The sequence below is a fragment of the Methylophaga sp. OBS1 genome, assembly GCF_026319365.1.
The window spans coordinates 355,598-381,169 of the sequence record NZ_JAPDMS010000003.1 but is presented as its reverse complement, the minus strand read 5'-3'; the positions used below and the strand labels follow the sequence as shown (position 1 = coordinate 381,169).

General features: G+C 53.4%; 29 protein-coding genes. 20 read left to right on the top strand and 9 right to left on the bottom strand.

Going from position 1 to position 25,572, the window contains the following annotated elements:
* The first annotated feature begins 57 nt into the window (after positions 1-57).
* The 10 genes from surE (at position 58) to OMQ46_RS16645 (ending at position 8,060) form a co-directional block, all read left to right on the top strand.
* Entirely contained in the window at positions 58-804 is a 747-nt protein-coding gene (gene surE, locus OMQ46_RS11180) for a 5'/3'-nucleotidase SurE (protein ID WP_266236972.1), read from the top strand.
* Between the two features lies 1 nt (position 805).
* On the top strand, positions 806-1,468 hold the full coding sequence (locus OMQ46_RS11175) for a protein-L-isoaspartate(D-aspartate) O-methyltransferase (RefSeq protein ID WP_266236970.1): 663 nt from the start codon (positions 806-808) through the stop codon (positions 1,466-1,468).
* On the top strand, positions 1,468-2,043 hold the full coding sequence (locus OMQ46_RS11170) for a YqaA family protein (RefSeq protein WP_266236968.1): 576 nt from the start codon (positions 1,468-1,470) through the stop codon (positions 2,041-2,043). The genes OMQ46_RS11175 and OMQ46_RS11170 overlap by 1 nt, the downstream gene beginning before the upstream one ends.
* 2 nt (positions 2,044-2,045) lie before the next feature.
* Positions 2,046-2,858: a peptidoglycan DD-metalloendopeptidase family protein gene (locus OMQ46_RS11165; protein ID WP_266236967.1), complete on the top strand. Its 813-nt coding sequence runs from the start codon at positions 2,046-2,048 to the stop codon at positions 2,856-2,858.
* A gap of 90 nt (positions 2,859-2,948) precedes the next feature.
* Positions 2,949-4,044 (top strand): peptide chain release factor 2 gene (prfB, locus tag OMQ46_RS11160; RefSeq protein WP_266236965.1). Its coding sequence is split into 2 segments (ribosomal slippage): positions 2,949-3,020 and positions 3,022-4,044, totalling 1,095 coding nucleotides; the frame shifts between segments, so codons are not numbered across the junction.
* Positions 4,045-4,046: 2 nt separating this feature from the next.
* Positions 4,047-5,540, top strand: coding sequence for a lysine--tRNA ligase (lysS, locus tag OMQ46_RS11155; RefSeq protein WP_266236964.1), 1,494 nt, complete (start codon positions 4,047-4,049; stop codon positions 5,538-5,540).
* Entirely contained in the window at positions 5,537-5,716 is a 180-nt protein-coding gene (locus OMQ46_RS11150; RefSeq protein ID WP_266236963.1) for a hypothetical protein, read from the top strand. Before lysS ends, OMQ46_RS11150 begins: the two co-directional genes overlap by 4 nt.
* A 488-nt stretch (positions 5,717-6,204) precedes the next feature.
* Positions 6,205-7,236 carry a sodium:calcium antiporter gene (locus OMQ46_RS11145; protein ID WP_266236960.1) on the top strand — a complete coding sequence of 344 codons (1,032 nt, stop codon included), beginning with the start codon at positions 6,205-6,207 and terminating at the stop codon, positions 7,234-7,236.
* 96 nt (positions 7,237-7,332) lie between these two features.
* Positions 7,333-7,653, top strand: a complete 321-nt coding sequence (locus OMQ46_RS11140) for a hypothetical protein (protein WP_266236959.1) — start codon at positions 7,333-7,335, stop codon at positions 7,651-7,653.
* Between the two features lie 122 nt (positions 7,654-7,775).
* A complete protein-coding gene (locus OMQ46_RS16645) occupies positions 7,776-8,060 on the top strand; it encodes a hydroxyisourate hydrolase (RefSeq protein ID WP_416234840.1) in 285 nt (94 codons plus the stop codon).
* Positions 8,061-8,073: 13 nt separating this feature from the next.
* Here OMQ46_RS16645 and OMQ46_RS11135 read toward each other — a convergent pair whose 3' ends face one another.
* The 3 genes from OMQ46_RS11135 to OMQ46_RS11125 form a co-directional block, all read right to left on the bottom strand.
* Positions 8,074-8,616 (bottom strand): NlpC/P60 family protein, encoded by a 543-nt coding sequence (locus OMQ46_RS11135; protein ID WP_266236958.1) that lies wholly within the window; start codon positions 8,614-8,616, stop codon positions 8,074-8,076.
* Between the two features lie 50 nt (positions 8,617-8,666).
* Entirely contained in the window at positions 8,667-9,200 is a 534-nt protein-coding gene (locus tag OMQ46_RS11130) for a recombinase family protein (protein WP_266236957.1), read from the bottom strand.
* A gap of 166 nt (positions 9,201-9,366) precedes the next feature.
* Entirely contained in the window at positions 9,367-10,212 is an 846-nt protein-coding gene (locus OMQ46_RS11125) for an HDOD domain-containing protein (RefSeq protein ID WP_266236956.1), read from the bottom strand.
* A 94-nt stretch (positions 10,213-10,306) separates the two neighbouring features.
* Between OMQ46_RS11125 and alaC the strand changes: the two genes are divergently transcribed.
* The 4 genes from alaC to OMQ46_RS11105 are packed head-to-tail and all read left to right on the top strand — an operon-like array spanning position 10,307 to position 14,515.
* The gene (gene alaC / locus OMQ46_RS11120; protein ID WP_266236955.1) at positions 10,307-11,485 is read left to right on the top strand and encodes an alanine transaminase; all 1,179 of its coding nucleotides are present in this window, start codon (positions 10,307-10,309) and stop codon (positions 11,483-11,485) included.
* An 8-nt stretch (positions 11,486-11,493) separates the two neighbouring features.
* The gene (locus OMQ46_RS11115) at positions 11,494-12,807 is read left to right on the top strand and encodes a homoserine dehydrogenase (protein WP_266236954.1); all 1,314 of its coding nucleotides are present in this window, start codon (positions 11,494-11,496) and stop codon (positions 12,805-12,807) included.
* Positions 12,808-12,846: 39 nt separating this feature from the next.
* Positions 12,847-13,992 carry a threonine synthase gene (thrC, locus tag OMQ46_RS11110; RefSeq protein WP_266236953.1) on the top strand — a complete coding sequence of 382 codons (1,146 nt, stop codon included), beginning with the start codon at positions 12,847-12,849 and terminating at the stop codon, positions 13,990-13,992.
* A 4-nt stretch (positions 13,993-13,996) separates the two neighbouring features.
* Positions 13,997-14,515 carry a hypothetical protein gene (locus tag OMQ46_RS11105; protein WP_266236952.1) on the top strand — a complete coding sequence of 173 codons (519 nt, stop codon included), beginning with the start codon at positions 13,997-13,999 and terminating at the stop codon, positions 14,513-14,515.
* Here OMQ46_RS11105 and OMQ46_RS11100 read toward each other — a convergent pair.
* The 6 genes from OMQ46_RS11100 to rph are packed head-to-tail and all read right to left on the bottom strand — an operon-like array spanning position 14,512 to position 18,666.
* The gene (locus OMQ46_RS11100) at positions 14,512-15,159 is read right to left on the bottom strand and encodes an MOSC domain-containing protein (RefSeq protein WP_266236951.1); all 648 of its coding nucleotides are present in this window, start codon (positions 15,157-15,159) and stop codon (positions 14,512-14,514) included. The genes OMQ46_RS11105 and OMQ46_RS11100 overlap by 4 nt on opposite strands.
* Positions 15,160-15,165: 6 nt before the next feature.
* Positions 15,166-15,465 (bottom strand): hypothetical protein, encoded by a 300-nt coding sequence (locus OMQ46_RS11095; RefSeq protein WP_266236950.1) that lies wholly within the window; start codon positions 15,463-15,465, stop codon positions 15,166-15,168.
* Between the two features lie 33 nt (positions 15,466-15,498).
* The gene (gene hemW, locus OMQ46_RS11090; protein ID WP_266236949.1) at positions 15,499-16,659 is read right to left on the bottom strand and encodes a radical SAM family heme chaperone HemW; all 1,161 of its coding nucleotides are present in this window, start codon (positions 16,657-16,659) and stop codon (positions 15,499-15,501) included.
* Positions 16,659-17,333: a hypothetical protein gene (locus OMQ46_RS11085; protein ID WP_266236948.1), complete on the bottom strand. Its 675-nt coding sequence runs from the start codon at positions 17,331-17,333 to the stop codon at positions 16,659-16,661. The genes hemW and OMQ46_RS11085 overlap by 1 nt, the downstream gene beginning before the upstream one ends.
* A gap of 11 nt (positions 17,334-17,344) precedes the next feature.
* Positions 17,345-17,950: an RdgB/HAM1 family non-canonical purine NTP pyrophosphatase gene (gene rdgB / locus OMQ46_RS11080; protein ID WP_266236947.1), complete on the bottom strand. Its 606-nt coding sequence runs from the start codon at positions 17,948-17,950 to the stop codon at positions 17,345-17,347.
* Positions 17,947-18,666 (bottom strand): ribonuclease PH, encoded by a 720-nt coding sequence (gene rph / locus OMQ46_RS11075; RefSeq protein ID WP_266236946.1) that lies wholly within the window; start codon positions 18,664-18,666, stop codon positions 17,947-17,949. The genes rdgB and rph overlap by 4 nt, the downstream gene beginning before the upstream one ends.
* 107 nt (positions 18,667-18,773) lie before the next feature.
* Here rph and OMQ46_RS11070 point away from each other — a divergent pair, with 107 nt between their 5' ends.
* The 6 genes from OMQ46_RS11070 to recG all read left to right on the top strand — a co-directional run bounded on the left by OMQ46_RS11070 (position 18,774) and on the right by recG (position 25,564).
* A complete protein-coding gene (locus tag OMQ46_RS11070) occupies positions 18,774-19,640 on the top strand; it encodes a YicC/YloC family endoribonuclease (RefSeq protein WP_323135157.1) in 867 nt (288 codons plus the stop codon).
* A gap of 258 nt (positions 19,641-19,898) precedes the next feature.
* Positions 19,899-20,510 (top strand): guanylate kinase, encoded by a 612-nt coding sequence (gene gmk, locus OMQ46_RS11065; RefSeq protein WP_266236945.1) that lies wholly within the window; start codon positions 19,899-19,901, stop codon positions 20,508-20,510.
* 96 nt (positions 20,511-20,606) lie between these two features.
* Positions 20,607-20,867 (top strand): DNA-directed RNA polymerase subunit omega, encoded by a 261-nt coding sequence (gene rpoZ / locus OMQ46_RS11060; RefSeq protein WP_266236944.1) that lies wholly within the window; start codon positions 20,607-20,609, stop codon positions 20,865-20,867.
* Between the two features lie 42 nt (positions 20,868-20,909).
* Positions 20,910-23,027, top strand: a complete 2,118-nt coding sequence (locus OMQ46_RS11055) for a RelA/SpoT family protein (RefSeq protein WP_323135160.1) — start codon at positions 20,910-20,912, stop codon at positions 23,025-23,027.
* Positions 23,028-23,063: 36 nt separating this feature from the next.
* Positions 23,064-23,450, top strand: coding sequence for a RidA family protein (locus OMQ46_RS11050; protein ID WP_266236941.1), 387 nt, complete (start codon positions 23,064-23,066; stop codon positions 23,448-23,450).
* Positions 23,451-23,461: 11 nt separating this feature from the next.
* Positions 23,462-25,564 carry an ATP-dependent DNA helicase RecG gene (recG, locus tag OMQ46_RS11045; RefSeq protein WP_266236940.1) on the top strand — a complete coding sequence of 701 codons (2,103 nt, stop codon included), beginning with the start codon at positions 23,462-23,464 and terminating at the stop codon, positions 25,562-25,564.
* Positions 25,565-25,572: the final 8 nt, after the last annotated feature.

Sequence of the window (25,572 nt, the reverse complement as noted above, 5' to 3'; positions counted from 1 at the left end):
ACATTCTTGCTAAGATATGGAGCGTATTTTTAAAGCTCCCAACAGGCTACAAGCATAATGAAAATCCTGATCAGCAATGATGATGGTTACATGTCCCAGGGGATTCGTACCCTGGCCGATGCACTAGGCAGTTTGGGTGAGATTACGGTGGTGGCACCCGATAGGAATCGTAGCGGTGCCAGTAACTCGCTTACCCTTGAAAACCCGCTCCGGCTGGAGAAGCAGGAGGATGGCGTCTACCGTGTAGAGGGAACGCCGACTGACTGTGTCCACCTGGCGATTACCGGTTTACTGGAGGAAGACCCCGATATGGTCGTTTCCGGCATTAATGCTGGCGCTAACCTGGGGGATGATGTGCTTTATTCCGGTACCGTGGCTGCCGCTATGGAAGGCCGGTTTCTGGGGCTGCCGGCCATTGCAATATCGCTGACCTCTCACACCGGCACGCATTACGAGACTGCAGCCTGGGTGGCGCAGAAGCTGGTTTCCCGGCTCAAACAATCATCGCTTCCTGCTGACACGATTCTCAACGTCAATGTCCCTGATTTACCGATTGATCAAATTACCGGTATCGAGAGCACCCGTCTGGGTCACCGTCACAAAGCGGAACCGGTGATTAAAGAATTTGATCCCCGTGGCCGGCCGATGTACTGGATCGGGCCTGCCGGTGGAGAAGAGGATGCCGGACCCGGCACCGATTTTGACGCTATCCGCCGCGGTGCCGTCTCTGTCACGCCCCTGCAAATCGATTTAACCCGTTATGATGCGATCGATGGTGTCGCCAGGTGGCTGAAAGACTGCTGATATGAACACGGATTACCGCGGTATAGGCATGACATCACAACGCACCCGTGACCGTCTGGTTGCGCGGCTGCAGGAGCGGGGTATTGCTAATCCGGAAGTCCTTGCTGTTATCCGTGAAATGCCGCGGCATCTGTTTGTGGATGAAGCGCTGGCCAGCCGGGCCTATGAGGATACCGCTTTACCTATTGGCCATGGTCAAACCATTTCCCAGCCTTACATCGTCGCCAAAATGACCGAAATTCTGCTGGCCGGTGCCGGTGACAGAGAAAAGGTTCTGGAGGTGGGGACCGGCTCCGGTTATCAAACTGCGGTGTTATCCCGGTTGGTGAACCGTGTATTTAGCGTCGAGCGTATTTCACCATTGCAAAACCAGGCCCGCGAGCGTTTCTATCAGCTCAAACTGAACAATATCAAACTCAAGCACAGCGATGGCAACTGGGGCTGGGAATGGTATGCCCCCTATGACGGTATTATTGTCACCTGCGCGCCGGAGCAGGTGCCGCATGAACTGCTCAAGCAACTGGCTCCGGGTGGCCGTCTGGTGATACCGGTTGGCGGTAGTATGGGACAGTCACTGCGGGTCATCGATCGTGTCGGTGACCGTTTCGAAGAGACCGAGCTGGATCCGGTCAGTTTTGTACCGCTGTTGAGCGGTCAGATCTGATGCGCCTGTTTTCAGGCCTGTACACCCGGGTGATGCGCTGGGCGCGTCACCAATATGCGACCTACTGGCTGGCGCTGGTCAGCTTCAGTGAGTCGTCTTTCTTCCTGATCCCCCCCGATGTGATGCTGGCACCGATGAGTCTGGCGCGGCCCGAGAAGGCCTGGTTCTATGCCGGAGTGACAACGATCAGCTCTGTGCTGGGGGGGCTGCTCGGTTATGCGATTGGCTTATTTGCTTTTCAGTTGGCGGAACCCTTACTGATTTCACTGGACTATATGCATGCCTATCAGCAGGCTGCGGCCTGGTTTGATAAGTGGGGATTCTGGGCAATATTTATTGCCGGTTTCACTCCCATCCCTTATAAAGTTTTTACTATCGCTGCCGGGGCTGCCAATATGTTGTTGCTGCCTTTTGTAATCGGCTCGCTGATAGGGCGTGGTATGCGCTTCTTTATGGTTGCAGGTCTGATGCGCTGGGGCGGGCCGGAGCTGGAGGCCAGTCTGCACCTCTGGGTGGACAAGCTGGGCTGGCTGACGGTATTGATTTTGGTGATGGCTTACCTGATATTTACATAGAGATGAAATGGATTCTGCCGCTACTGCTGATGATCACGATGACCGCCTGTGGCGGTGGTGGTCGGGCTGTTGCACCGGTCGGTTCCTACAGTAATGATGCGCCGCGCAGTGAGCGCAAAATCAGTTCTCCACCAGCCTATTACACCGTGAGAAAGGGCGATACCCTGTATTCCATCAGCTGGCGTTACGGTATGGATTACAAGGATGTCGCACGCATCAACAATATCAGACCGCCTTATACGATTTATGTGGGTCAGAAAATCCGCTTCAAATCCAGCAGTCAGAGGACTGTGACCCAGCGTCCCAGCAGTTCAACGTCGCCCCAGACCCAAGCGGTTAAACCCAGTCCATCGCCCCAGGCGAAACCCGTCCCTGCACCGAAACCAGCCACCGCGACCAAAGCTGAGCCCAAGGTATCGAAAGAACCTTTTGTGGGCAATCAGAACCTGCAATGGCGCTGGCCTACAGAGGGGCGTGTGGTATCGACATACTCCAACAGCAGTCCGGGGCGCAAAGGCATTGATATCGCCGGAAAGTCAGGGCAGCCGGTTTATGCAGCGGCGTCCGGTAAAGTGGTATACAGCGGTAACAGCCTGCCGCGTTATGGCAACCTGTTGATCATCAAACATAATGATGTCTACCTCAGTGCCTATGCGCATAGTGACCGGCTGTTGGTGAAAGAGGGCGAAGTCGTCAAAAGCGGTCAGAAAATCGCCCTGATGGGCCGCACCGGCACTCAGCGCGACCAACTGCATTTTGAAATCCGCCGTAACGGCAAGCCGGTCGACCCGATGCGTTTCCTGCCCAAGCGCTGAACCACAAAAAACGCGATTAATCCGTTACAATATAGCGTTTTGCCGGTTTTATCCGGCGTTTCACCTTTTACTCAATATCAGAGGTTAACCTTGGAACTCGGCGCGCCATTACAACGTATTAAAGACCTTCGTGATCGCAGTGACGATCTTAGGGGGTATCTTTGACTTCGATGAAAAGTCTGAACGCTTAATCGAAGTTACCCGCGAACTCGAATCGCCTGCTGTCTGGGACGATCCGGAGCGGGCCCAGAAACTGGGCCAGGAACGGGCCAGCCTGGAAAAAATTGTCAGTACCCTGTCGAAACACCGTGACACCCTGAACGATGCCCAGGATCTGCTGGAACTGGCGGCAGAAGAAAAGGATCAAGACACCTTCGATGCCGTCATCGCCGATCTGGATGAACTGGAAGCCGGTCTGGAAAAACTCGAATTCCAGCGCATGTTCTCCGGCGAGCTGGACAAAAACAGTGCCTATCTGGACATTCAGTCCGGTTCTGGTGGTACCGAAGCGCAGGACTGGGCCAATATTCTGCTGCGCATGTATCTGCGCTGGGGGGAAGACCACGACTACAAAGTCGAGCTGATGGAAGTCTCGGCCGGTGAGGTCGCCGGTATCAAGAGTGCGACCGTGCGTTTCGAAGGCGAATACGCTTTCGGTATGCTGCGCACCGAAACCGGTGTCCATCGCCTGGTGCGAAAATCGCCGTTCGATTCCGGTGCCCGCCGGCATACCTCGTTCGCCTCGGTGTTTGTCTATCCGGAAGTCGATGACACCATCGAAATCGAAATCAATCCGGCCGATCTGCGTGTCGATACTTACCGTTCCAGTGGGGCTGGTGGCCAGCACGTTAACACCACCGATTCGGCGGTGCGTATCACCCACGTCCCGACCAACACCGTGGTGCAATGTCAGACCGAGCGCAGTCAGCATCAGAACCGGGACCGGGCGATGAACCAGCTGCGGGCCAAGCTTTATGAGCTTGAATTGATGAAACAGAACGAAGTCAAACAGGCTGCGGAAGAATCAAAATCGGAGATCGGCTGGGGGAATCAAATCCGGTCTTATGTGCTGGATCAATCGCGTATTAAAGACCTACGCACCCATGTTGAGACCGGCAATACCCAGGCCGTTCTTGATGGCGATCTGGACCAATTTATCGAAGCGTCGCTGAAATCAGGATTATAAGCATGAGCAACGAAACCGAACTGGACGAAAACCGACTGATCGCGCAGCGTCGCGAAAAACTGAGTGAACTGCGTGAGCAGGGCAATGCCTTTCCCAACGACTTTCGTCGTAATGTGATGAATGCCGAGCTCAGCACTGAGTATGCTGACTGGAGCGCTGAAAAACTGGCTGAAACGCCGCGTCGTGTCAGTATTGCCGGCCGTATGATGACCAAACGGGTGATGGGCAAAGCCAGCTTTGCCAATATCCGTGATATGTCCGGCGATATGCAGCTTTACGTTAAACGTGATGACCTGCCGGAAGGTGTCTATGCCCAGTTCAAACGCTGGGATCTGGGTGATATTATCGCCGCTGAAGGTGTGATGTTCCGTACTCAGAAAGGGGAACTGTCGGTGCTGGTGGACAATATCCGCCTGCTGACTAAATCGCTCCGCCCTCTACCGGAAAAATTCCACGGTCTGTCGGACCAGGAAACCCGTTATCGTCAGCGTTATGTTGACCTCATCATGAATGAAGCGAGCCGAGACGTTTTCCGTCTGCGTACCCGTATTATTGATGGCGTTCGCCGCTACCTGATGAGCAAGGACTATCTCGAAGTCGAAACGCCGATGATGCAGGCGATTCCGGGTGGTGCGACCGCACGTCCATTTACGACTTATCACAATGCGCTGGATATGGATTTGTTTCTGCGGATTGCCCCCGAACTTTATCTCAAGCGTCTCATTGTCGGTGGCTTTGAACGGGTATTTGAAATCAACCGTAATTTCCGTAACGAAGGGCTGTCGACCCGTCATAACCCGGAATTCACCATGGTCGAATTCTACCAGGCCTATGCCAACCACCACGACCTGATGGATCTGACTGAGGACATGCTGCGCACGGTCACCCAGGATGTACTGGGGACTTCACAAGTTCATTACCAGGGCCTGGATATCGACTTCGCCAAGCCGTTCACCCGTATGACCGTCAAGGAATCGATCCTGCACTTCAATCCGGGCATTAAGCCGGAGCAACTGGAAACGCTGGAAGCCGCACGTGAGATTGCCGCCGGTCTCGATATTCCCATCAAGCAGACTTATGGTCTCGGAAAAGTACAGATCGAAATCTTCGAGAAAACGGTCGAACACCGTCTGATGGATCCGACATTCATCACCGCCTATCCGACCGAAGTTTCGCCTTTGGCCCGCCGCAGTGATGATGACCCGTTTGTCACCGAACGTTTCGAGTTCTTCGTCGGTGGCCGTGAGATTGCCAATGGCTTCTCGGAGCTGAATGACGCCGAAGATCAGGCCGAACGCTTCCAGGCACAGGTGGCTGAGAAAGATGCCGGCGATGATGAGGCGATGCATTTTGATGCCGACTACATCCGTGCGCTTGAGTACGGTATGCCGCCGACGGCGGGTGAGGGGATTGGGATTGATCGTCTTGTGATGTTGCTGACGGATTCACCGTCAATTCGGGATGTGTTGTTATTCCCGCATATGCGGCCAGAATGAGTTTTTCAGAAAAACTTCTCAAAAAACGGGCAGGTGATTTTTCATCTGCCCGTTTTTTTATTTTAGCCCGAGTATTTCGCCTCAGTGGCGAGGTCATTATTTGCGCGGCAAAAAAACGGACCAAAAAAGGCCGGCCCGATGCTTGCCCTGCCGGTTCCCTGCGCTTCTCGCCGTGACTGGGCACTCGCGAACTCGCTGCGCTCAGGCATGCGCTCTTGCTTATCCAGTCCCGCCTGCGATGCTCGGCTACGCAAAAGGGCGGTTTCACCCTCACCCCAGCCCTCTCCCTTCGAGGGAGAGGGGGCAACTACTATCCGTCTATGCGGACCATCCCCTCATTCCCCGTTTGTGCTGACGAGTAGCGCAGGTTTATCTGGATTAGGATTGGGCAGTGTCTGAGCGTAGCGAGTTTTGCCCAATCCCCAGATAAATCGAGCAACGCAGTGGAGCCGCAGGCCAGCACATTGGGGTGCCCTAGGGTTGTTAGGGAAATGGGCACGCATTTCCCTGACTCGCCCTCAAGGCGAAATCAATACTTTGAGTTGAGACCGAGCATTAGTCGTTTATATAGAGTATTAAATTGGCATAAAAAAAGGCCAACAATGACAACCCCCAACCCCACCCGCTAGGATAGAACCAAAACCTCAACCCAAACCGGAGTCACATGTTTGTCGACCTCAGTTTAGGCATCAATATCATTATCTTCCTCGCCGCCGGCGCCGTAGTCGGCGTCTGTGGTGTCTGGCTGACCGCGCGGGCTGAACAATTGGCCTATATCACCGGCCTGGGTCAGGCGATTCTGGGCGCGGTGTTTCTCGGCATTATCACTTCACTGGCAGGGACGATTACTTCAGTTACCTCTGCCTGGGAAGGTGCGGCAGAACTCGCCTTCGGTAATGCGATTGGTGGCATTGCGGCGCAGACCACCTTTCTGGTGATTGCCGATATGCTCTACCGCAAAGCCAATCTTGAGCATGCGGCGGCATCGGAAGAAAACCTGATGCAGGGCGTATTGCTGGTGGTGATGCTGTCGCTGCCGATGTTGGCGATGGCCGGCCCCGGCATCACTCTCTGGTCAGTTGATATTCTGTCTTTTGTGATCCTGGCGGCCTATCTGTTTGGCCTGCGTTTACTGCGCCAGTCGCATAATATGCCGATGTGGTCTCCAAGAGAAACCAGCGAAACGAAGTCTGAACAACCGTCTCCACCCTCTGCGGATATGGCTTCCGCCGGATTAGCATTGTGGCTGCCATTTTTATTACTGACATTGATGGTTGCAGTGAGCGGCTGGTTAATTGCCGAAACCGGGATAGCTATAACCCGCCAGACCGGGCTGAGTCAGACACTGTTCGGCACCTTGTTTACAGCTGTGGTCACCTCGGTACCGGAGCTGGTGATAGCAATTGCCGCCGTCCGACGGGGTGCGCTTGCTTTGGCAGTGGGCGATATTATCGGCGGCAATACCTTTGATGTACTGTTTCTGGTGTTGTCAGATATGGCCTACCGGCCGGGCTCGATTTACCAGGCGGTGTCAGGCACGCTGGCTTTCTGGATGGCTTTGAATATCCTGCTGGTGGGCATTTTATTACTGGGTCTGTTGCGACGAGAGCGGCACGGACTCGGCAATATCGGCTTTGAAGGCGTGCTGGTGCTATTGAGTTATGCCGCAGGTGTGACGGTGATTTTCTTTCACTGAGCCAGTATGGAAAAGCATTGTCGCCGCCTGCGCTTACGATGATAATAATCACCGTAACGCTGCCACCGGGGAGTGGCTGTTAATTGAGGAGTCACAATGAAAACAATTACTGTCACCGCCACTTTGCTGGCGTTAATCATGGTTACGGCCTGTGGTGTTAAAACGTCCGGTGTCCGCACTCTGGCCGGCGACACTTATACCATCAATGTCAGCGATATGGATGATACTACTGCCAAAGGCACCGCGCTGGGGCTGGCTGAGCATCACTGCAAAGAAATGAATAAGGCGCTGCTGGTGACCAAAATTTTCAAACAGCACCAAGTGCGTTATCGCTATGACATCACCTTCCAGTGTGTAGCGATTGATGATCCGCGACTGGAAAATGCGGAATATGAAACCATTTATCGCTCCCAGTGATTGGGTCTAGCGCGCTCTTATTAACGGGGTTTCTGCTTGTGGCGTCGCCGCTAATGGCGGAGGAGTCGGACTATCAACTCAGTCTGACGGTGATCGACGAGACGGGGTAACCGGCCGAGGGGATGCAGGTAGTTCTGTTTCACTTCAGTGAGACCCCCTCAACCTGGCGGCTGGTAGACAGTCAGGTCACAGATAATCAGGGTCAAATAGCGGGATTTCTGCCCGGTCACGATCATCGCGGAGTATACCGGCTGGTGTTGAGAAATCAGCTATTTTTTCAGCAGCGAAATCAAAAGACGTCTTATCCCCTGATTCCTGTGGTGATCAGTCTTGAAACAGAGGAACCGGTGTCACTGTCACTCAATGTGTCGGCAACCGGATACAGTGTGTCAACAACAGGGCGTTGATGTCAGACAGCCTCTAATCCCTGACCCGGATGGAGCGCCAGTACTTGCGCGACCAGTAGATATTATTCAGGCTGGAAATCGTCACGCCCAGACGCGTTGAGGCGTGCAGAAAGCGATCATCTTCCAGGTAAATGCCGACATGATTCCCGTTGCGGAAAAACACCAGGTCACCGGCCTGAAGGTCGGATTTATTAATCTGCTGACCCGCCCGGATTTGCTGTGACGTGGTTCTGGGTAGTCTGAGCCCGAATACATCCTGATAGGTAATTTGTACAAAGGCCGAACAGTCTATACCACTCCGGCTCTGGCCACCCAGGCGGTAGGGGGTGCCGCGCCAGTTATCATGCTGCTGATAAAGTCGGGACAGCGTTATCTCTGCCCCCTGTGTCGATGAATGGAATTCCGGTTCAAAAGCCGGTGAGGTGATTTTGGGGCTGCTACTACAGCCTGTGAGCAGTGTCAGAAGCAGTAACACAGAAACACAGCGTAACGGTGGCAGGGAAGCAGGGATTTTGGGCATCTTAATCAGCAGCGTTTGTAGGTGGCTTTTCAGCATAAATTACACAGCCCATACTGAAATAACCAGTTTTGCTGACATAGCCCCGGTTAATCGGTCAGGTGGTAAAAAGTTGGAATGCTGATGTTGTACTCATCGCAAAGCTCCGAAACTTCCTCACCGCAGGCGATTCGATACTGCATCTCGGCGATCTGTTCTTTCGACAGTTGAACACCGGTGTGACTAGCCATGGCTTTGCCGTTGTGTATCGGTGTGACACTGGCGGACACTGACTCAGCGTCAGGTTCGCGCAGGGCCGTCATCGCGCTCATTACCTTCAGCGCGGCATCATTGGGGTCCTTACGGGTGTCGATGGCCTGATCCTGAACCACCAGATCGATTCCCTGCTTCTGCAGTCTTTCGGCGATTTGTGCCAGTTTGACTGTGTTATCAGCCAGTCTGTCAAGCCGGGTCACCACCAGCACATCACCGTTGTGAAGGGCGTCCAGACAGGCGTCCAGTGTTTCCTGCTGGTCGCTATTTCCGGTTTTCTCTTTAAACACAGTGTCACAGTCTTTGAGTTTGTCGATTTGCATCTGCAGAGGCTGACCCTGCCGGCTTTCTCGTGCGTAGCCTATTCTCATTCATCACTCCTTGCTTTATTGAGCTTCATTAAAATAGTCAACAAAAACCGGTCTATCGTTCGTATTGAAAATGCAGCCGGGCCTGCGCATCAAGCTCTGCCAGCTTCATCACAGCAATAAAAAACCCGGCACAGGCCGGGTTTGGGTTCGTGATCAGTGAAGTGAATCAGGTCATGTTAAAGAGGGCGAGGGCTTCACGGTATTCCTCGCTGTCTTCATCCAGTTCTTCAACGCTGAAGCCAGTATCGGCACCAACCTGTTTGAATGAGACCACGTCGTTCAACCTTACCGGATCAATCGCTTTGTCCGTGCCGTTGTAGCTTTGCAGGACAGCAACCTGGACCACATCAACCAGATCCGGACCGTTGTCTCCGCTGTTACGGTTAAGATTGGCATGCTCACGGGCCACAGCCACCAGATTATCCGGGAATTCCCATTTCTTCAGAATGGCAGAACCCAGACGCGGATAAAGATTATCAATCAATTGATCCAGTTTTTTGTTGTCTCTGATAAGATCACCATCTTCATCGGCCTTCATCAGGATAGGCAGCACGCCAATGGCGTGAATCAGACCGGCCAGCATCGCTTCATCGGTTCTGATGCCGTTGAGTTTGGCAGCAATGACCTGAGAAGCCGCCGCGACTCTGGTGCTTTGTTCCCAAAGGCTGCGCAAACGTTTGTCTAAACGACTGTTGGTTGCCTGGAACATCTGTTCCATCACCAGACTGGTGACCAGGTTGCGTACCATCGACAGCCCCAGCCGGGAAACCGCCATCTGTACACTGTCGATAGCCACCCGGCCGCGGTATAACGGGCTGTTGGCGACTTTCAGCAGACGTGCAGACAGCGCCGCATCTGTGGTGATGATATCGGCCAGTTGTTTAGCAGTGGCTTCGGGATCATCGACGACTTCCCGAACTTGCAGCGCGACTTCGGGAAGGGTTGGCAGGACAAGCTTGCCGCTGTCCAGTTCCTCCAGGATAGTGGTGTAAAATACGTCTTGTTCGCTCATGAGTTTCGCTTCTGATAAATGAATTTGAAGTGTTGATGAATTTCAGTTATTTTGCTTAGTTTGCCGACAGTTTTAGCTAATCGCAGGTATTCAGTTGAACGACGAGTTTCCGAGAATCAAACGCCTCCCGCCCTATGTTTTCAACATTGTAAATGATTTGAAAGCAAAAGCACGTGCGCGTGGTGAGGATATCATCGACTTTGGCATGGGGAACCCGGATAAACCGGCTCCGGCCCACATTGTTGATAAGCTGGTCGAGGCGGCTCAGCGACCGGATACTCACCGTTATTCTGTCTCCAAGGGTATCCCGCGTCTGCGTAAGGCCTGTTGCGACTGGTATAAGCGTAAGTTCGATGTCGATCTGAATCCGGACAGCGAATGCATCGTCACCATTGGTTCTAAAGAGGGTCTGGCCCATCTGGCCCTGGCGACTATGGGGCCTGGTGATGCTGTTATGGTGCCCAACCCGGCTTACCCCATTCACCCGTACGGCTTTGTTATCGCTGGTGCCGATATCCGCCATGTGCCGTTAACACCGGATGTCGACTTCTTTGCCGAGTTGGAAAAGTCGGTCAAGGATTCCTGGCCTAAACCCAAGATGCTGGTGTTAAACTTCCCGGGCAATCCAACGACACAATGCGTGGATCTGCCTTTCTTCGAACGTATTGTCGCTTTTGCCAAGGAACACCAGATCTGGGTCGTACACGACCTGGCCTATGGCGAAATCTGCTTTGATGGTTATAAAGCGCCGTCCATTCTGCAGGTACCCGGTGCCAAAGAAGTCGCAGTCGAGTTTTACACGCTGTCCAAGACTTATAATATGCCCGGCTGGCGGGTGGGCTTCATGTCCGGTAACCCAACCTTGATCGCGGCACTGGCCCGGATGAAGTCTTACCTTGATTACGGCATGTTTACACCGATTCAGGTGGCCGCGATTACCGCGCTGGACGGTCCGCAGGAATGCGTCGATGAGATCGTGGCGACCTACAAGAGCCGCCGTGATGTGCTCTGTGATGGCCTGAATGCCATTGGCTGGCAGGTGGAGAAACCCAAAGCCACCATGTTTGTCTGGGCCCGCATTCCGGAACGTTATCGTGAGATGGGCTCGCTGGAATTCAGTAAAAAACTACTCAAAGAAGCGAAAGTCGCTGTTTCACCCGGTATCGGTTTCGGTGAATATGGCGATGAATATGTTCGCTTTGGCTTGATTGAAAATGAACATCGTACGCGTCAGGCGATCCGCGGGATCCGTGACATGATGAGAAAAGCTTAGGGGGCTGTGTGCAATCAGTAAAAATCGGAATCCTGGGTCTGGGCACGGTCGGTAGTGGTACCGTCAATGTGCTGACCCGCAACTCAAGAGAAATCAGTCGTCGTGCCGGTCGTGATATTGAAATTTATCGCGTTGCTGACCGTGATCTGGATAAACCCAAGAGTTGCGATACCTCAAACATCAACCTGACGGATGATGCTTTTGAGGTCATCAATGATCCCGACATTCAGATCGTGGTTGAGCTCATCGGCGGCACCGGTATTGCTAAAGACTTGGTGGTGAAAGCCATTGAGAACGGCAAGCATGTAGTGACAGCCAACAAGGCGCTGATTGCGATGCACGGTAACGAACTGTTTGAACTGGCACAGGAAAAAGGCGTCACCATTGCCTTTGAAGCCGCCGTGGCCGGTGGTATTCCCATCATCAAGGCCATGCGTGAAGGCCTGGCAGGCAACCGTATCGAATGGCTGGCCGGCATCATTAACGGCACCGGTAACTTTATTCTCACCGAAATGCGTGAGAAAGGCCGCGACTTTGCCGATGTGCTGGCAGAAGCACAGGCACTGGGCTATGCGGAAGCCGATCCTACCTTTGATATCGAGGGTATCGATGCGGCCCACAAGCTGACTATCATGGCGTCCATCGCCTTTGGTATTCCGCTGCAGTATTACAAATGCTATACCGAAGGCATCAGCAAGATTTCGCAGGAAGACGTGCAGTATGCCGCTGAACTCGGCTATCGCATCAAGCATCTGGGTATTGCCAAGAAAACCGCTTCCGGTGTCGAACTGCGAGTACACCCGACGCTCATCCCGCAGCGTCGCTTGATTGCTAATGTGAACGGCGTGATGAATGCCGTTGTCGTAAAAGGTGATGCGGTCGGTCCCACGTTATATTACGGTGCCGGTGCCGGCTCCGATGCAACCGCATCAGCTGTAGTGGCCGACATTGTTGATATCGTCCGTGCGCTGACTACTGATCCGGAAAATCGTGTGCCGCATCTGGCCTTCCAGCCCGATGCGTTGAAAGACACACCGATTCTGCCTATGGATGAGGTGGTCACCTCTTATTATCTGCGCATTCATACCCTGGATAAACCAGGCGTGCTGGCCGATATCACCCGTATTTTGAGTGCAGAAGAAATTAATATCGAAGCCATCCTGCAGAAACAACCCGAAGAACACGAAGGCATGGTGCCCATCATCATGCTGACGCAGGCCGTGGTCGAGAAAAATATGGACCGCGCCATCAGTCAGATTGAGGCATTGGATACTGTGCCTGATTCCATAATGCGCATTCGCATGGAATCTCTGGGTGGTTAATGAAGTCCGCCCACCGAATTTAGTTTAGAGGAAAACACTATGTCATTTCGCCCCCGTTACACTGGACTGATTGAACGCTATCGCGATCGACTGCCGGTCAATGACGACACTCGCCTGATTAGCCTGGGCGAAGGGAATACACCGCTTATCAAGCTCAACCACATTGCCAAAGAGCTGGGTAAGGATGTCGATATTTATGTCAAATTTGAGGGTCTGAATCCGACCGGGTCGTTCAAGGACCGTGGTATGACCATGGCCGTGACCAAAGCCGTAGAGGAAGGCAGCAAAGCGATTATCTGTGCCTCTACCGGTAACACTTCGGCGGCGGCAGCCGCGTATGCGGCCCGTGCCGGTATTGCGGCGTTCGTACTGATTCCTGATGGCAAAATCGCTCAGGGCAAACTGGCACAGGCAATGATGCACGGCGCCACCGTGATTCAGATCAAAGGCAACTTTGACGAGGGTATGCGCCTTGTCAAGGAAGTCGCCGACCATGCCCCGGTCACTATCGTTAACTCGATTAACCCCTATCGTCTGCAGGGACAGAAAACGGCAGCCTTCGAAATCGTCGAAGAACTGGGACGGGCACCGGATTACCACTGTCTGCCGGTCGGTAACGCCGGTAATATCACCGCCCACTGGATTGGCTACTGCGAATATTCCTGCGATTCCGGCGACCATGTCACCGATGCCTGTGCTTACTGTGACGGTAAATGCAAATATGCCGGTGGTGCCATTGTCGGTAACCGTCCGAAAATGATTGGTTATCAGGCCTCCGGCAGCGCGCCGTTTATGCGTGGTCACATGGTGGACGATCCGGAAACTGTGGCCACTGCCATTCGCATCGGTCACCCACAGAGCTGGGATAAAGCCTGGCAGGTTAAGGAAGAATCCGGTGGCTGGTTCGATGAGTGCAGCGATGAAGAAATTCTGGCAGCACAGAAACTACTGGCGGAAAAAGAGGGCGTATTCTGCGAACCGGCTTCAGCGACTTCACTGGCCGGCGCCCTGCGTGATGTTAAAAATGGCAAGATTCCGGAAGGCAGCACGATTGTCTGTACCCTGACCGGCCATGGTCTGAAAGATCCCGATACCGCCATCAAGCAAAGCACGTCAGCGGTCGTCACCGTTGATGCCAACCTTGAATCAGTGCGTGACGCGATCATTCAAAATATGGCACAGTAGCGTCATGAGCAATCTGCCGGAACCAAGCGAAACAGAAAGACTGCTGGCCAAGCGGCCGCATGATATTTTTCTGAGTAATCTCATCGGTAATCATATTCTCATTTTTACCGCGATTTCGACGTTTGGACCGGCTTATATCAAGTATCTTCTGCTGGTACCACTGCTCTCTTTCGCTGCGCTGGGTTATACCTACTTCCGCTCGGGTCATATCCGACGCGAGGACAGTGAGTTTGTCTGGGCTCACTGGCAGATTGCCCGTCGCTGGAGTAAGGTCTTTCTGATTGTACTGTCGGTCGTCACCAGCGTTGCCATTCTGGGCTGGGTGGGTAAAACCTATCTGGGCATGATGAAAGAAATGGTATACGGCATGGTGGGTGGCCTTAGCCTGTTGCCTACATTGGTGTCGGTGCTGGTGCTGATCGTGATTGAGTCTGATTCACTGCATCATGCCCGCGTTGGCACGCTTCCAGGCTGGGCCTTACGCCGTTTTCTGGGTGTTGAGCCGTCACCGGTTGAGGACTAGGCGAGGCGTTTTTCCAGTTTCTCGCGCCACTCGTGCGAAAGCGCGCCAATCTTAAGCGCCTGTTCCAAAACAGGCGTTTTTTCGTTTAGCGGCAGGCTTTTATCGAAATAGGCGCGGAATAAACGCTGGACGCTGAGTTTGGCCGGATGAGGCTCAGCCAGGGTGACCACATCGCCAGCGGCGACTAAGCCGGTTTCTATGACTCTGAAGTAAATACCCGTTGCTGCCTGTTCTACGAATAGTCTCGGCATGTCATGTCGCTCAAAGGCCATGCCCAGCTTGAAGCAGGGAACCCGGGGCTGGGAAATCTCCAGCAGACTCTGACCGACTTTGAGCCGGTCACCGATACACAGCTCGGCTTCGTCGAGGCCCTCAACAGTCAGGTTTTCACCGAATTTGCCAAAGGGCAATGTGGCCAGGCCCAGCTTCTGTTGCCAGAATAAATAGTGCTCAGCAGCAAATCCATAAACGGCCTTATGCTCGCCACCGTGATTGACCAAATCGACCTGCTTATCACCGTCCAGATTGAGTGGATTAATTTTTATGCGGCCTGTCACCGGCTGCTTGAAGATACCGGTGGAGACGGTTTTGTTTTTGTGCTGAACCTGTTTCGGCAGAGAAACGTTAACGGAACGGATGAGCACGATGGTTTAAGGTTGTTCGGTGCGTTTGACGACGGAGTGAATCACCTTGTCGTATTCAAAAAAGACTTCGAATTCACTGTAAATCCAGCGGCTGATAGGAGGCTCTCCGACTGCCGGCATTTTAGTGCCGGGTGTGCCGAATTTCTGCTCAACCTGGGTCATATTCATGCCCTGAGTCGGCCGCATGACACCAGCATCGCTGTTAGGCACGTCATAACGCGGGTCGGCGATGGAAATAACTTCTGCCTGAACCGACGCCGTCAAACTCAGAAAAAACGCTGCTAGCATTAGGCTGATGTTCCGCATCAATAGACTCCTTGGGTGATTATCAACAGAATACTACGCGCCCAGAAATTGCTCAATCAGCGTATTGAGATAACGCTGTCCTTTTTCTGTGGGGCGAAGGCGATGGATGTCGTGCTCAATCAGGCCCAGCTGTTCTGCTTCGGCGAGGGGTTTTTTGATGAGTGATATGGGCACCCCGGTGTGTTGCTGGAATAAAGGGGTGGGCACACCATCGAGCAGGCGCATGGCATTGAGCATAAACTCAAAGCCGACTTCTTTTTCATCGACCCAGCTTCGTTCCAGCAGACAGTTGTCGCTGCCGGCGGTATCCAGATAGGTCTGTGGCTGTTTCTGTTTGACCCGGCGCTCAATCTGCTGCGGTGAAGCACTGCTTATTTTGCCGTGGGCACCGGCGCCAATCCCGATATAGTCGCCGAATTGCCAATAATTGAGGTTATGCCGGCATTGTTTGCCTTTACGGGCATAAGCTGAGGTTTCATATTGCTGGTAACCGGCTGCAGCCAGTCTGGCTTGGTTGGCTAATTGCCAGTCATAAATCGGATCATCTTCCGGTAATACCGGCGGCTGGCTGTAAAACAGGGTGTTGGGCTCGATGGTCAACTGGTAATAGGAAATATGAGCCGGGTTGAGTGCAATGGCGGTTTCGACGTCATGACGGGCTTTAGCTTCATCCTGACCCGGTAAACCGAACATCAGATCCAGATTAAAATTATCAAAGCCGGCCTGGCGAGCAGTTTCCACTGCAGCGATGGCCTGCTGACTGTCATGAATCCGGCCCAGGGCTTTCAGTGCCTCATTATCAAAACTCTGGATGCCGATGGAAAGCCGGTTGATGCCGATATTTCGATAGGCCTCAAAGCGGCCGGCTTCGACCGTACCCGGGTTGGCTTCCAGTGTGATTTCAGCATTGTGCTGTAGAGGCAGTAGGGCACGAATGGCCGAGAACAGACGGTCATAAGCCTCTGCCGACAGCAGGCTGGGGGTGCCGCCACCAATAAAAATGCTTTGCACAGAGCGGCCCCAGATCAGCGGGACTTCCTGTTCCAGATCGCGGATCAGTGCATCGACATAAGCCTGCTCCGGAATCTCCTGTGGACTCTTATGCGAGTTAAAGTCGCAGTAAGGGCATTTACGAACACACCAGGGCACGTGGATATAAAGGCTCAGCGGTGGCAGGGCAGTAAAATTAAACATCAGTCGTCAACAGATTCCGGCCGCCAGCCTTGTTTCCAGGCTGTGAGCGGCACAATGGCGGGTGGTTCCCCGTTATCAAAATACCAGGCATCGACGGCATAACGAATCTCGGTGTCCAAATCGACAATGGTGGCCGTATTGTGTGGTGCTCGGCCGATAAAAATGCCGCGTGACGTGCGCGGTGCAGTGCGGTGCCACTGCAGTAACCCCTGGTTTTCCAGTATGCGCAGATACACCGAGGTGTTGGTCGCTTCATCAATGCAATCCAATTGGCCGATGCGACTGCCGCGCAGCGCATTCTGAGGCAGATCCTGACTGGTACCCACCTTTTCCCCGACCAGTTTTTCCATCAATGCGACTGCTTGCTGAATCTGTTTTCGTTCCTGTTCAGGGGAGCCGCTGGTGTCTGCGAAAAGTTGTTGAATCTGTTGCCATTCGCTGCTGGAAAGCTGGGTATCGGTCACACTACGACAACTCAAATCATGACAGACCGAAAACGCATCGGGTTTGGGAAACCCGATAAAATAGCGGTGTGATAGCTGCCAGCTTTCATGCACGTTCTGTTGCAGCCAGATAGGTTTAATCGGCTGATCCTGATAAGGTTTGTGACCGCATCCGGCTAACAGCAGGCCCAACAGAAAAGTCAGCAGGGGCAAACCGAACAGGCTTTTCAAACCGGTGTGCCTCAGGGCAAATGCCTCGCATACTGAAACTCCTCGATAAACCGACGCATGGCCTGGCCACGGTGGCTGATCGCATGTTTCTGCTGGGCACTCAGTTCAGCCGCGCTGCAATCGGTTTCCGCGACAAAAAATACCGGGTCATAGCCGAATCCACCATCACCGGCCGGGGCACTCAGGATCTGACCATGCCAGGTCCCCTGACAAATCAGTGGTGTTGGATCGTCGGCATGGCGCATAAATACCAGTACACACTGAAAGCGAGCCTGACGTTCTGTATCCGGCACATCCTGCAATGCAGTGAGTAAAGCCTCAATATTGTCAGCGTCACTGGCATTTTCACCGGCATAACGGGAAGAATAGATGCCGGGCGCACCCAGGAGGGCATCTACTTCCAGGCCCGAGTCATCAGCAATGGCCGGCAGTCCGGTCTGGGCACAGGCGTTACGGGCTTTGAGAATGGCATTCTCGACGAAGCTCAGACCAGTTTCGGCCACTTCGCTGACGCCCATTTCAGACTGGGTCACCACGTCGATATTGAGCGGGGCCAGTAGCTGCACGAATTCGCGCAGCTTACCCTGGTTCCCGGTGGCCAGTACGATTTGGCTCATGATACTGCCAGTGCTTCCCGTTGTTTTTCCATCAGTTCTTCAATCCCTTTTTTGGCCAGTTCCAGCATGGATTGCAGTTCATCGGCACGGAAGGCATGACCCTCAGCGGTGCCCTGTAACTCAATATACGCCCCGGCTTCATTCATGACCACATTCATATCGGTTTCGGCAGAAGAGTCTTCAGCATAGTCCAGGTCCAGTACCGGTGTACCCTGGAAGATACCAACCGAAATGGATGCCACCTGTCCGTAGAGCGGGCTGGATTTAATCTTCTTGTTTTTGAGCAGGTAGTTAATGGCATCCTGCAGGGCAACGAAGGCACCGGTGATGGATGCAGTGCGGGTGCCACCATCTGCCTGAATCACGTCACAGTCGATGGTAATAGTACGTTCACCCAGTGATTTCAGATCAATCGCAGCACGTAAAGAGCGGCCAATCAGACGCTGAATCTCCATGGTGCGGCCACCCTGTTTGCCGCGGGCCGCTTCCCGCTGCATGCGCGAACCGGTCGAACGCGGCAGCATGCCATACTCAGCGGTTACCCAGCCCTCACCGGTGCCGCGCAGAAAGGGAGGGATGCGCTCTTCAACAGAAGCGGTACACAGCACCTTGGTGTCACCGAATTCGACCAGCACCGAGCCCTCGGCATGTTTGGTGTAATTGCGGGTGATGTTGATTTGTCTTAATTCATTCGCTTGACGACCACTTGGACGCATAACCGGTATTTCTCCCAATCAAATTTGGCTCATTATACTGATCGTGACTGTCGGCCGCAGAGCGATTTGGGTAAGATTAGGGTTTTATCTAACGCTGGAATCAATCTGTGACACGAAGCATGACCGCGTTTGCCCGCTATGAGGAGCAAACAGACCTGGGTACCCTGAGCTGGGAAATTCGCTCGGTGAATCACCGTTATCTCGAGGTGGGGTTCCGCCTCGACGATAGCTTCCGGCCGCTGGAAATGGCGATGCGCAAATTTATCAGTGATGCACTGGGACGGGGCAAAGTGGAAGTGACATTGCGCTACAAATCGCCCGAGCAACAACAGGAAAGCCTGGAAATCAACGAAGCGCTGGCCGAGCGTGTGATCAGCCGTTATCAGCAGTTGGCTGCGCTCAGTGAGAATGCCGCAGCACTGGATTTGATGAAAGTCATGCAATGGCCGGGTGTGATTGAATCCCCAAGCCTCGATCAGGAGGCCCTCAGCGAGCGGGTGATGGCCTCACTGCAAAAAGCCTTGATTGATCTTGTCGACACCCGTGAGCGTGAGGGGGCGGCCCTGCAGAATATGATTGAACAGCGTTGCCAGCAAATCCACCAGATTGCTGAAGCGGTTCGCGCACGCATGCCGGAAATCCTGCAGACACAGCGTCAGAAATTACGGGAAAGAGTACAGGACCTGGCCGTGAATCTGGAGCCGGAAAGGCTGGAACAGGAAATGGTCTTACTGGCGCAGAAAAGCGATGTTGCCGAAGAACTGGATCGCCTTCAAAACCATGTCAGGGAAGTAGAATCAGTGTTACAGCGCGATGAGCCGATTGGTCGCCGCCTGGACTTTCTGATGCAGGAACTGAATCGTGAAGCCAACACGCTGGGCTCAAAATCAATCGATACTGATACCACCCGTTTTTCGGTCGATCTGAAAGTCCTTATCGAACAGATGCGCGAACAGATTCAGAATATCGAATAAAGGCGGTCAGCAAGCCTTTGAATGACTTCATTCTTATAGCCAGAATATCTGCTATAAAAGCAATGAGTGCTATGGTGTTGAGCATACGCCGTTTACCCTCAAACGCTGATGAAGGCAAATTGATCTGACTGATGGTGATTAGCCTCTCACGCAATTGGGGAGCAATTCACTGCAGAATGAGTCAGCATCAGTATAATGTCAGCTTGAATTGTCACCGGCAGCCTGCCGGTAAAACAGTTGAGTCCAGGGTCTGCTTGCATGATAGGAAGTTTATTTATCGTCGCCGCTCCGTCAGGTGCAGGAAAAACCAGTTTGGTGAATGCGCTGGTCGCTCGTCACGATGATATTCGTTTGTCCGTGTCTCATACTACGCGGCCGCCGCGCGAAGGTGAGGTTGATGGCCGCGATTATCACTTTGTGAGTCAGGAAACCTTTGCCGATATGCGTGACAAAGGTGATTTTCTTGAGTCCGCCACCGTGTTTGACAACAGCTACGGCACTTCCTCTGTGGCGGTACAGGAGATGCTGGCGCAGGGACTGGATGTCATCCTGGAAATCGACTGGCAGGGCGCGCAGCAGGTTCGCAATAATCTGAAAGATGCCACAGGCATTTTTATTCTGCCGCCGTCGAAAACCACACTGGAACAACGTTTACGCAATCGCGGTCAGGATAATGAAGAGATTATCGCGCGCCGCATGCGGGATGCCGAAAACGAGATTTCCCATTACGTCGAATTCGACTATCTCATTGTCAATGATGATTTCAGCCAGGCGCTGGACAGTCTGACCGCGATCATCATGGCCAAACGACATACACTGTCCATGCAAAAGCAGAAACAGGCCGGCTTGATCAGCGAATTACTGGGCTGATACGTCGCATTAACGATAATGGCGTAAAGCCATTTACCTAGCTTAAAACGCTGATATTACGTAGAATTACTTCTTTTAACTCACGGGAAAACACAGATGGCTCGCACTACTGTAGAAGATTGTTTAGAAAATGTTGATAACCGCTTCCAACTGGTTTTGGTCGCTGCCAAACGCGCGCGCGAGATCGCACTGGGTGACGACCCGATGGTTGATGTTGATAACGACAAACCAACGGTACTGGCGTTGCGTGAAATCGCAGAAGGTCTGGTCGGCCCCGATATCCTGACCAAAACCAGTGCCCGCCAGCATGCTGAAGAAAGCATCGTGGCTGATGAAGAGCTGCAAAGCCAAGAATAAGCCGTGAGCGCCAAGCCTTCAGTCGCCTCCGAACTGGATTTCATCCAGGAGTCTGAGCCAAAGCTCACGATTGACGATCTGTGTTTTGCGACATCCAATTATCTGGATGCCAGACAGGTGGATGCGATTCGGCGTGCCTATCATTTTGCGGATAATGCACATGAAGGCCAGACCCGCCGCAGCGGCGAACGCTACATTACACACCCGTTGGCGGTAGCCCATGTGCTGGCGATGATGCATATGGATTATGAATGCATCATGGCCGGGTTGCTGCATGATGTGATTGAAGACACGGCGCTGAGCCGCGATGATCTCGCGGCTGAGTTCGGTGAAGAAGTGGCTGAACTGGTGGAAGGTGTCACCAAACTGGCCAAGGCCGCTTTTGAAACCACCAAACATGCGCAGGCGGAAAACCTGCGCAAGATGTTACTGGCGATGTCACGTGATATCCGTGTCATCATCGTCAAGCTGGCTGATCGCCTGCACAACATGCGTACGCTCGGCCATCTGCGACCGGAGAAACGCCGTCGTATCGCCCATGAAACGCTGGATATCTACGCGCCGATTGCCCAGCGTCTGGGGATGAACCTGATGCGTTGTGAGCTGGAAGATCTGGGCTTCCACGTGTTGTATCCGATTCGTTACCGGGTGTTACAGGATGCGGTCAGAAAGGCACGCGGTAATCGCAAGGAAATTGTCAGTCAGATTACGGCCTCTATTCTCAACCGGATGGAACAGGAAGGGCTGAGTGCTGATATTCAGGGGCGTGAAAAGAACCTTTATAGCCTCTACAAGAAAATGTCCAGCAAGCAGCTGTCGTTTTCCGAAGTCATGGATGTCTATGCCTTCCGCATCATTGTCGATGATGTTGATGCCTGCTACCGGATGCTGGGTGTAGTACATAACCTCTACAAACCGGTGCAGGGTAAGTTTAAAGATTACATTGCGATTCCCAAGGCCAATGGATACCAATCGCTGCATACCGTTTTATTCGGTCCTTATGGTGTGCCGATAGAGGTACAGATCCGCTCCCGCGATATGGATCACATGGCGGAAGCCGGTGTCGCCGCCCATTGGTTATATAAAACCGGTGAATCCGGAGGCGATAATCTGGCCCACCGCAAGGCGCGCCAATGGCTGCAAGGCATTCTGGAGATGCAGAAAGGCTCCGGTGACTCGATGGAGTTCCTGGAAAACCTGCGCATCGATTTGTTCCCGGATGAAATTTACGTTTCTACGCCAAAAGGCGAAATCCTGACCCTGCCGCGCGGCGCCACTGCCGTCGATTTTGCCTACGCAGTGCATACCGATGTCGGTAACAACTGTGTCGCTGCCCGTGTCGGCCGGCATCTGGTGCCGCTCAGCACACAACTGGAAACCGGTGAGTCGGTCGAAATCATTACCTCTCCCAATTCGCATCCGAATCCGGCCTGGCTCAACTTTGTCGTGACAGCCAAGGCGCGTACCAGCATCCGTCACTATTTGCGTCATCTGCAAACTGAAGAAGCGACGCTGCTGGGACGGCGCTTGCTCAACAAACATCTGACGGCTTTTTCGACGCATCTGGATGATATTCCGGCAGAACGGATCAATGAACTGGTCAACGAGTTTGAACTCAGACAGTTCGATGATTTGCTGGAGGATATTGGTCTGGGTAACCATTCAGCCCTGTTAATTGCCCAGAAACTGGTCAATGAATCGACGCCGAACAAAGAGCCGCAGGCACTGATGATCGCCGGAACTGAAGGCATGGTAGTCAGTTTTGGCCGTTGTTGTCATCCGATTCCAGGCGATCCGATTCATGGTTATGTCAGCACCGGCCGTGGCATTATCATTCACCAGCGTAGTTGTAAGAATACTTCCCACCTTCGTGTACAGAACGAGAAATGGCTGGATGTTACCTGGGCGCCGGATGTCGATCGTGAATTTCCGGTTGATATTATGGTTCATGTCAAAAATCAGCGTGGTGTGCTGGCAACGGTGGCAGCCGTGGTGTCTGAGGCCGACTCCAATATCGACAATGTGGTCGTGGATGAGCGTGACGGCGGCTATTCCGATCTCAGGCTCACTATTGAGGTGCAGAGCCGTCAGCACTTGGCACGCGTGATTCGTCGTCTGCGTCTGCTCGATATGGTGGAGAGAATTTCCCGTATTAATTAATTGATGCCGCGCAGGCGGCTTTAAATGGAGAACTCAATGACCCGCGAAATTATTCATACCGCTGATGCGCCTGAAGCTATCGGTCCATACTCACAGGCAGTCAAGGTTGGCGATATTGTCTATCTGTCTGGCCAGATTCCGCTGGTACCGGAAACGATGACGGTGCTGGATGGTGATTTTTCTGCCCAGGTACGTCGTGTGTTCGACAATCTTTCTGCTGTTGCCAAAGCCGCTGGTGGCAGTTTGCAGGATGTAGTCAAATTGAATATTTTTCTGACCGATCTCAGCCATTTCGGTACGGTCAACGAGATCATGACTGAGTATTTTGAACAGCCGTATCCGGCGCGTGCCGCGATTGGTGTCGCTTCTCTGCCCAAGGATGTGCCGGTTGAAATGGACGCGGTGCTGCACCTGGGCGCATAAACCAATCAGTCATGGAATCAACGGCTGTGATGGCGGGTGAATGGTTATCACAGCCGGTTACCTCATTGAAAGGCGTCGGCGGCAAAGTCGCCGAGCGCCTCAGTAAAATCGGCATTGAGCAGGTTCAGGATCTGCTATTCCATTTACCCCTGCGTTATCAGGATCGTACCCGGCTGATGCCGCTGGGGGCATTGAGGCCAGGGCAGGAAGTGCTGATAGAAGGTACTATCCAGTTGTCCCAGGTCAAGTTCGGCCGCCGCCGATCGCTCTTATGCCATATCTCTGATGGCACCGGCGCGGTGGTACTGCGCTTTTTCCACTTTTCCAAAGCTCAGCAGGAACAGCTCGCCAAAGGTCGCCGGATCCGCTGTTTTGCCGAGGTCCGAAATGGCCCGTCCTCTCTGGAGATGGTCCACCCTGAATATCAGCTTATCGCCGCAGAGGGCATTGTGCCGGTCGATAACGAACTGACCCCGGTTTATCCCACCACGGAAGGGCTGCATCAACTGTCCCTGCGTAAATTGATGAAACAGGCGTTGGCGATTTTGGATCAGGACTCAATGCCAGAGCTGCTGCCTGTTTCTTCCAGACTGCACCAGGCAGCCGACTTTTCATTGGTCGATGCGCTGAAATATGTGCATCAGCCGCCACCGGACGCGGCTGTCGACGAGTTATTGGAACGTAAACACCCGGCTCAGAAACGGCTGGCTTATGAAGAATTACTGGCACAGCAACTCACAATGAAAAAACTACGTGCCCAGACCCAGCATCACACCGCGCCCATCCTGAGAGGGGATAAGCAGTATCGTCAGCAATTACTCAGCGCTTTGCCGTTTCCATTGACCGGCGCGCAGCAAAGCGTCATTGATGAGATCCTGCAGGATATGGCCGAGCCGCATCCGATGCAGCGGCTGGTGCAGGGCGATGTCGGTTCAGGTAAGACGGTGGTCGCGGCGCTGGCGGCGATTGAAGCGGTCTCTGCCGGCTGTCAGGCGGTGATGATGGCGCCCACAGAGTTACTGGCTGAACAGCATTACCGTACCTTTGCCAACTGGCTGACCCCACTGGGCATTCAGGTCGGCTGGTGTGCCGGTAAACAGACCGCCTCACAACGCAAACAGGTCCTGGCTGAACTGGAGTCTGGCGAGATTAAAGTGGCGGTCGGCACCCATGCCCTGTTTCAGGATGAAGTGGTATTCAATAACCTGGGTCTGGTGATTATCGATGAGCAGCACCGCTTTGGCGTACATCAACGTCTGGCCTTGAGGGACAAGGGTCGCGATGTGAACTCGATGCCGCATCAGTTGGTGATGACAGCGACACCGATTCCACGCACGCTGGCAATGACGGCCTATGCCGATTTGAATGTTTCGATCATCGATGAAATGCCACCGGGTCGCACCCCGGTTACCACCGTGGTCGTGCCCGATAACCGTCGACAGGATGTCATCGACCGGGTGCATGCCGCCTGTCAGCAGCAGCGTCAGGTTTACTGGGTCTGCACGCTGATTGAGGAGTCAGAGCATCTGCAATGTCAGGCGGCAGAAGACACAGCCACCCTATTGCAGGACAGCCTGCCGGACCTCAAAATCGGTCTGGTGCATGGTCGGATGAAAACGGTGGATAAAGATACCGTGATGAATGCTTTCAAAACCGGTGCTTTGGATATGCTGGTGGCGACCACGGTCATCGAAGTCGGTGTCGATGTGCCCAATGCCAGTCTGATGGTGATTGAAAATGCTGAACGACTGGGTCTGGCGCAGTTGCACCAGTTGCGCGGTCGGGTGGGGCGAGGCCAGATCGAGAGTCATTGTGTGTTGATGTACCATCCGCCTTTATCCGAAAATGGTCAGGCTAGACTGAAATGTTTACGTGAGACCAATGATGGGTTTGTGATTGCCCAGCGTGATCTTGAAATCCGTGGTCCCGGCGAAGTGCTTGGTACCCGCCAGACCGGGCTGCCACAATTCCGGGTTGCTGACTTAATCGAGGATCAGGACCTGCTGGCCGTGATGGACCGGGCGGCCAGAGCGATACTCAAAGACGCGCCAGAGCATGCGGAGGCACTGGTTAACCGCTGGTTCGCGCATAAACTCGATTTCGGCAATGTGTGATGAATGGA

Excerpts from the sequence above, each read along its gene's own strand:
- surE (WP_266236972.1), top strand. The coding sequence starts at position 58 with ATGAAAATCCTGATCAGCAATGATGATGGTTACATGTCCCAGGGGATT.
- OMQ46_RS11175 (WP_266236970.1), top strand. The coding sequence starts at position 806 with ATGAACACGGATTACCGCGGTATAGGCATGACATCACAACGCACCCGT.
- OMQ46_RS11170 (WP_266236968.1), top strand. The coding sequence starts at position 1,468 with ATGCGCCTGTTTTCAGGCCTGTACACCCGGGTGATGCGCTGGGCGCGT.
- OMQ46_RS11165 (WP_266236967.1), top strand. The coding sequence starts at position 2,046 with ATGAAATGGATTCTGCCGCTACTGCTGATGATCACGATGACCGCCTGT.
- lysS (WP_266236964.1), top strand. The coding sequence starts at position 4,047 with ATGAGCAACGAAACCGAACTGGACGAAAACCGACTGATCGCGCAGCGT.
- OMQ46_RS11150 (WP_266236963.1), top strand. The coding sequence starts at position 5,537 with ATGAGTTTTTCAGAAAAACTTCTCAAAAAACGGGCAGGTGATTTTTCA.
- OMQ46_RS11145 (WP_266236960.1), top strand. The coding sequence starts at position 6,205 with ATGTTTGTCGACCTCAGTTTAGGCATCAATATCATTATCTTCCTCGCC.
- OMQ46_RS11140 (WP_266236959.1), top strand. The coding sequence starts at position 7,333 with ATGAAAACAATTACTGTCACCGCCACTTTGCTGGCGTTAATCATGGTT.
- OMQ46_RS16645 (WP_416234840.1), top strand. The coding sequence starts at position 7,776 with ATGCAGGTAGTTCTGTTTCACTTCAGTGAGACCCCCTCAACCTGGCGG.
- OMQ46_RS11135 (WP_266236958.1), bottom strand. The coding sequence starts at position 8,616 with ATGCTGAAAAGCCACCTACAAACGCTGCTGATTAAGATGCCCAAAATC.
- OMQ46_RS11130 (WP_266236957.1), bottom strand. The coding sequence starts at position 9,200 with ATGAGAATAGGCTACGCACGAGAAAGCCGGCAGGGTCAGCCTCTGCAG.
- OMQ46_RS11125 (WP_266236956.1), bottom strand. The coding sequence starts at position 10,212 with ATGAGCGAACAAGACGTATTTTACACCACTATCCTGGAGGAACTGGAC.
- thrC (WP_266236953.1), top strand. The coding sequence starts at position 12,847 with ATGTCATTTCGCCCCCGTTACACTGGACTGATTGAACGCTATCGCGAT.
- OMQ46_RS11105 (WP_266236952.1), top strand. The coding sequence starts at position 13,997 with ATGAGCAATCTGCCGGAACCAAGCGAAACAGAAAGACTGCTGGCCAAG.
- OMQ46_RS11095 (WP_266236950.1), bottom strand. The coding sequence starts at position 15,465 with ATGCGGAACATCAGCCTAATGCTAGCAGCGTTTTTTCTGAGTTTGACG.
- hemW (WP_266236949.1), bottom strand. The coding sequence starts at position 16,659 with ATGTTTAATTTTACTGCCCTGCCACCGCTGAGCCTTTATATCCACGTG.
- rdgB (WP_266236947.1), bottom strand. The coding sequence starts at position 17,950 with ATGAGCCAAATCGTACTGGCCACCGGGAACCAGGGTAAGCTGCGCGAA.
- rph (WP_266236946.1), bottom strand. The coding sequence starts at position 18,666 with ATGCGTCCAAGTGGTCGTCAAGCGAATGAATTAAGACAAATCAACATC.
- gmk (WP_266236945.1), top strand. The coding sequence starts at position 19,899 with ATGATAGGAAGTTTATTTATCGTCGCCGCTCCGTCAGGTGCAGGAAAA.
- rpoZ (WP_266236944.1), top strand. The coding sequence starts at position 20,607 with ATGGCTCGCACTACTGTAGAAGATTGTTTAGAAAATGTTGATAACCGC.
- OMQ46_RS11050 (WP_266236941.1), top strand. The coding sequence starts at position 23,064 with ATGACCCGCGAAATTATTCATACCGCTGATGCGCCTGAAGCTATCGGT.
- recG (WP_266236940.1), top strand. The coding sequence starts at position 23,462 with ATGGAATCAACGGCTGTGATGGCGGGTGAATGGTTATCACAGCCGGTT.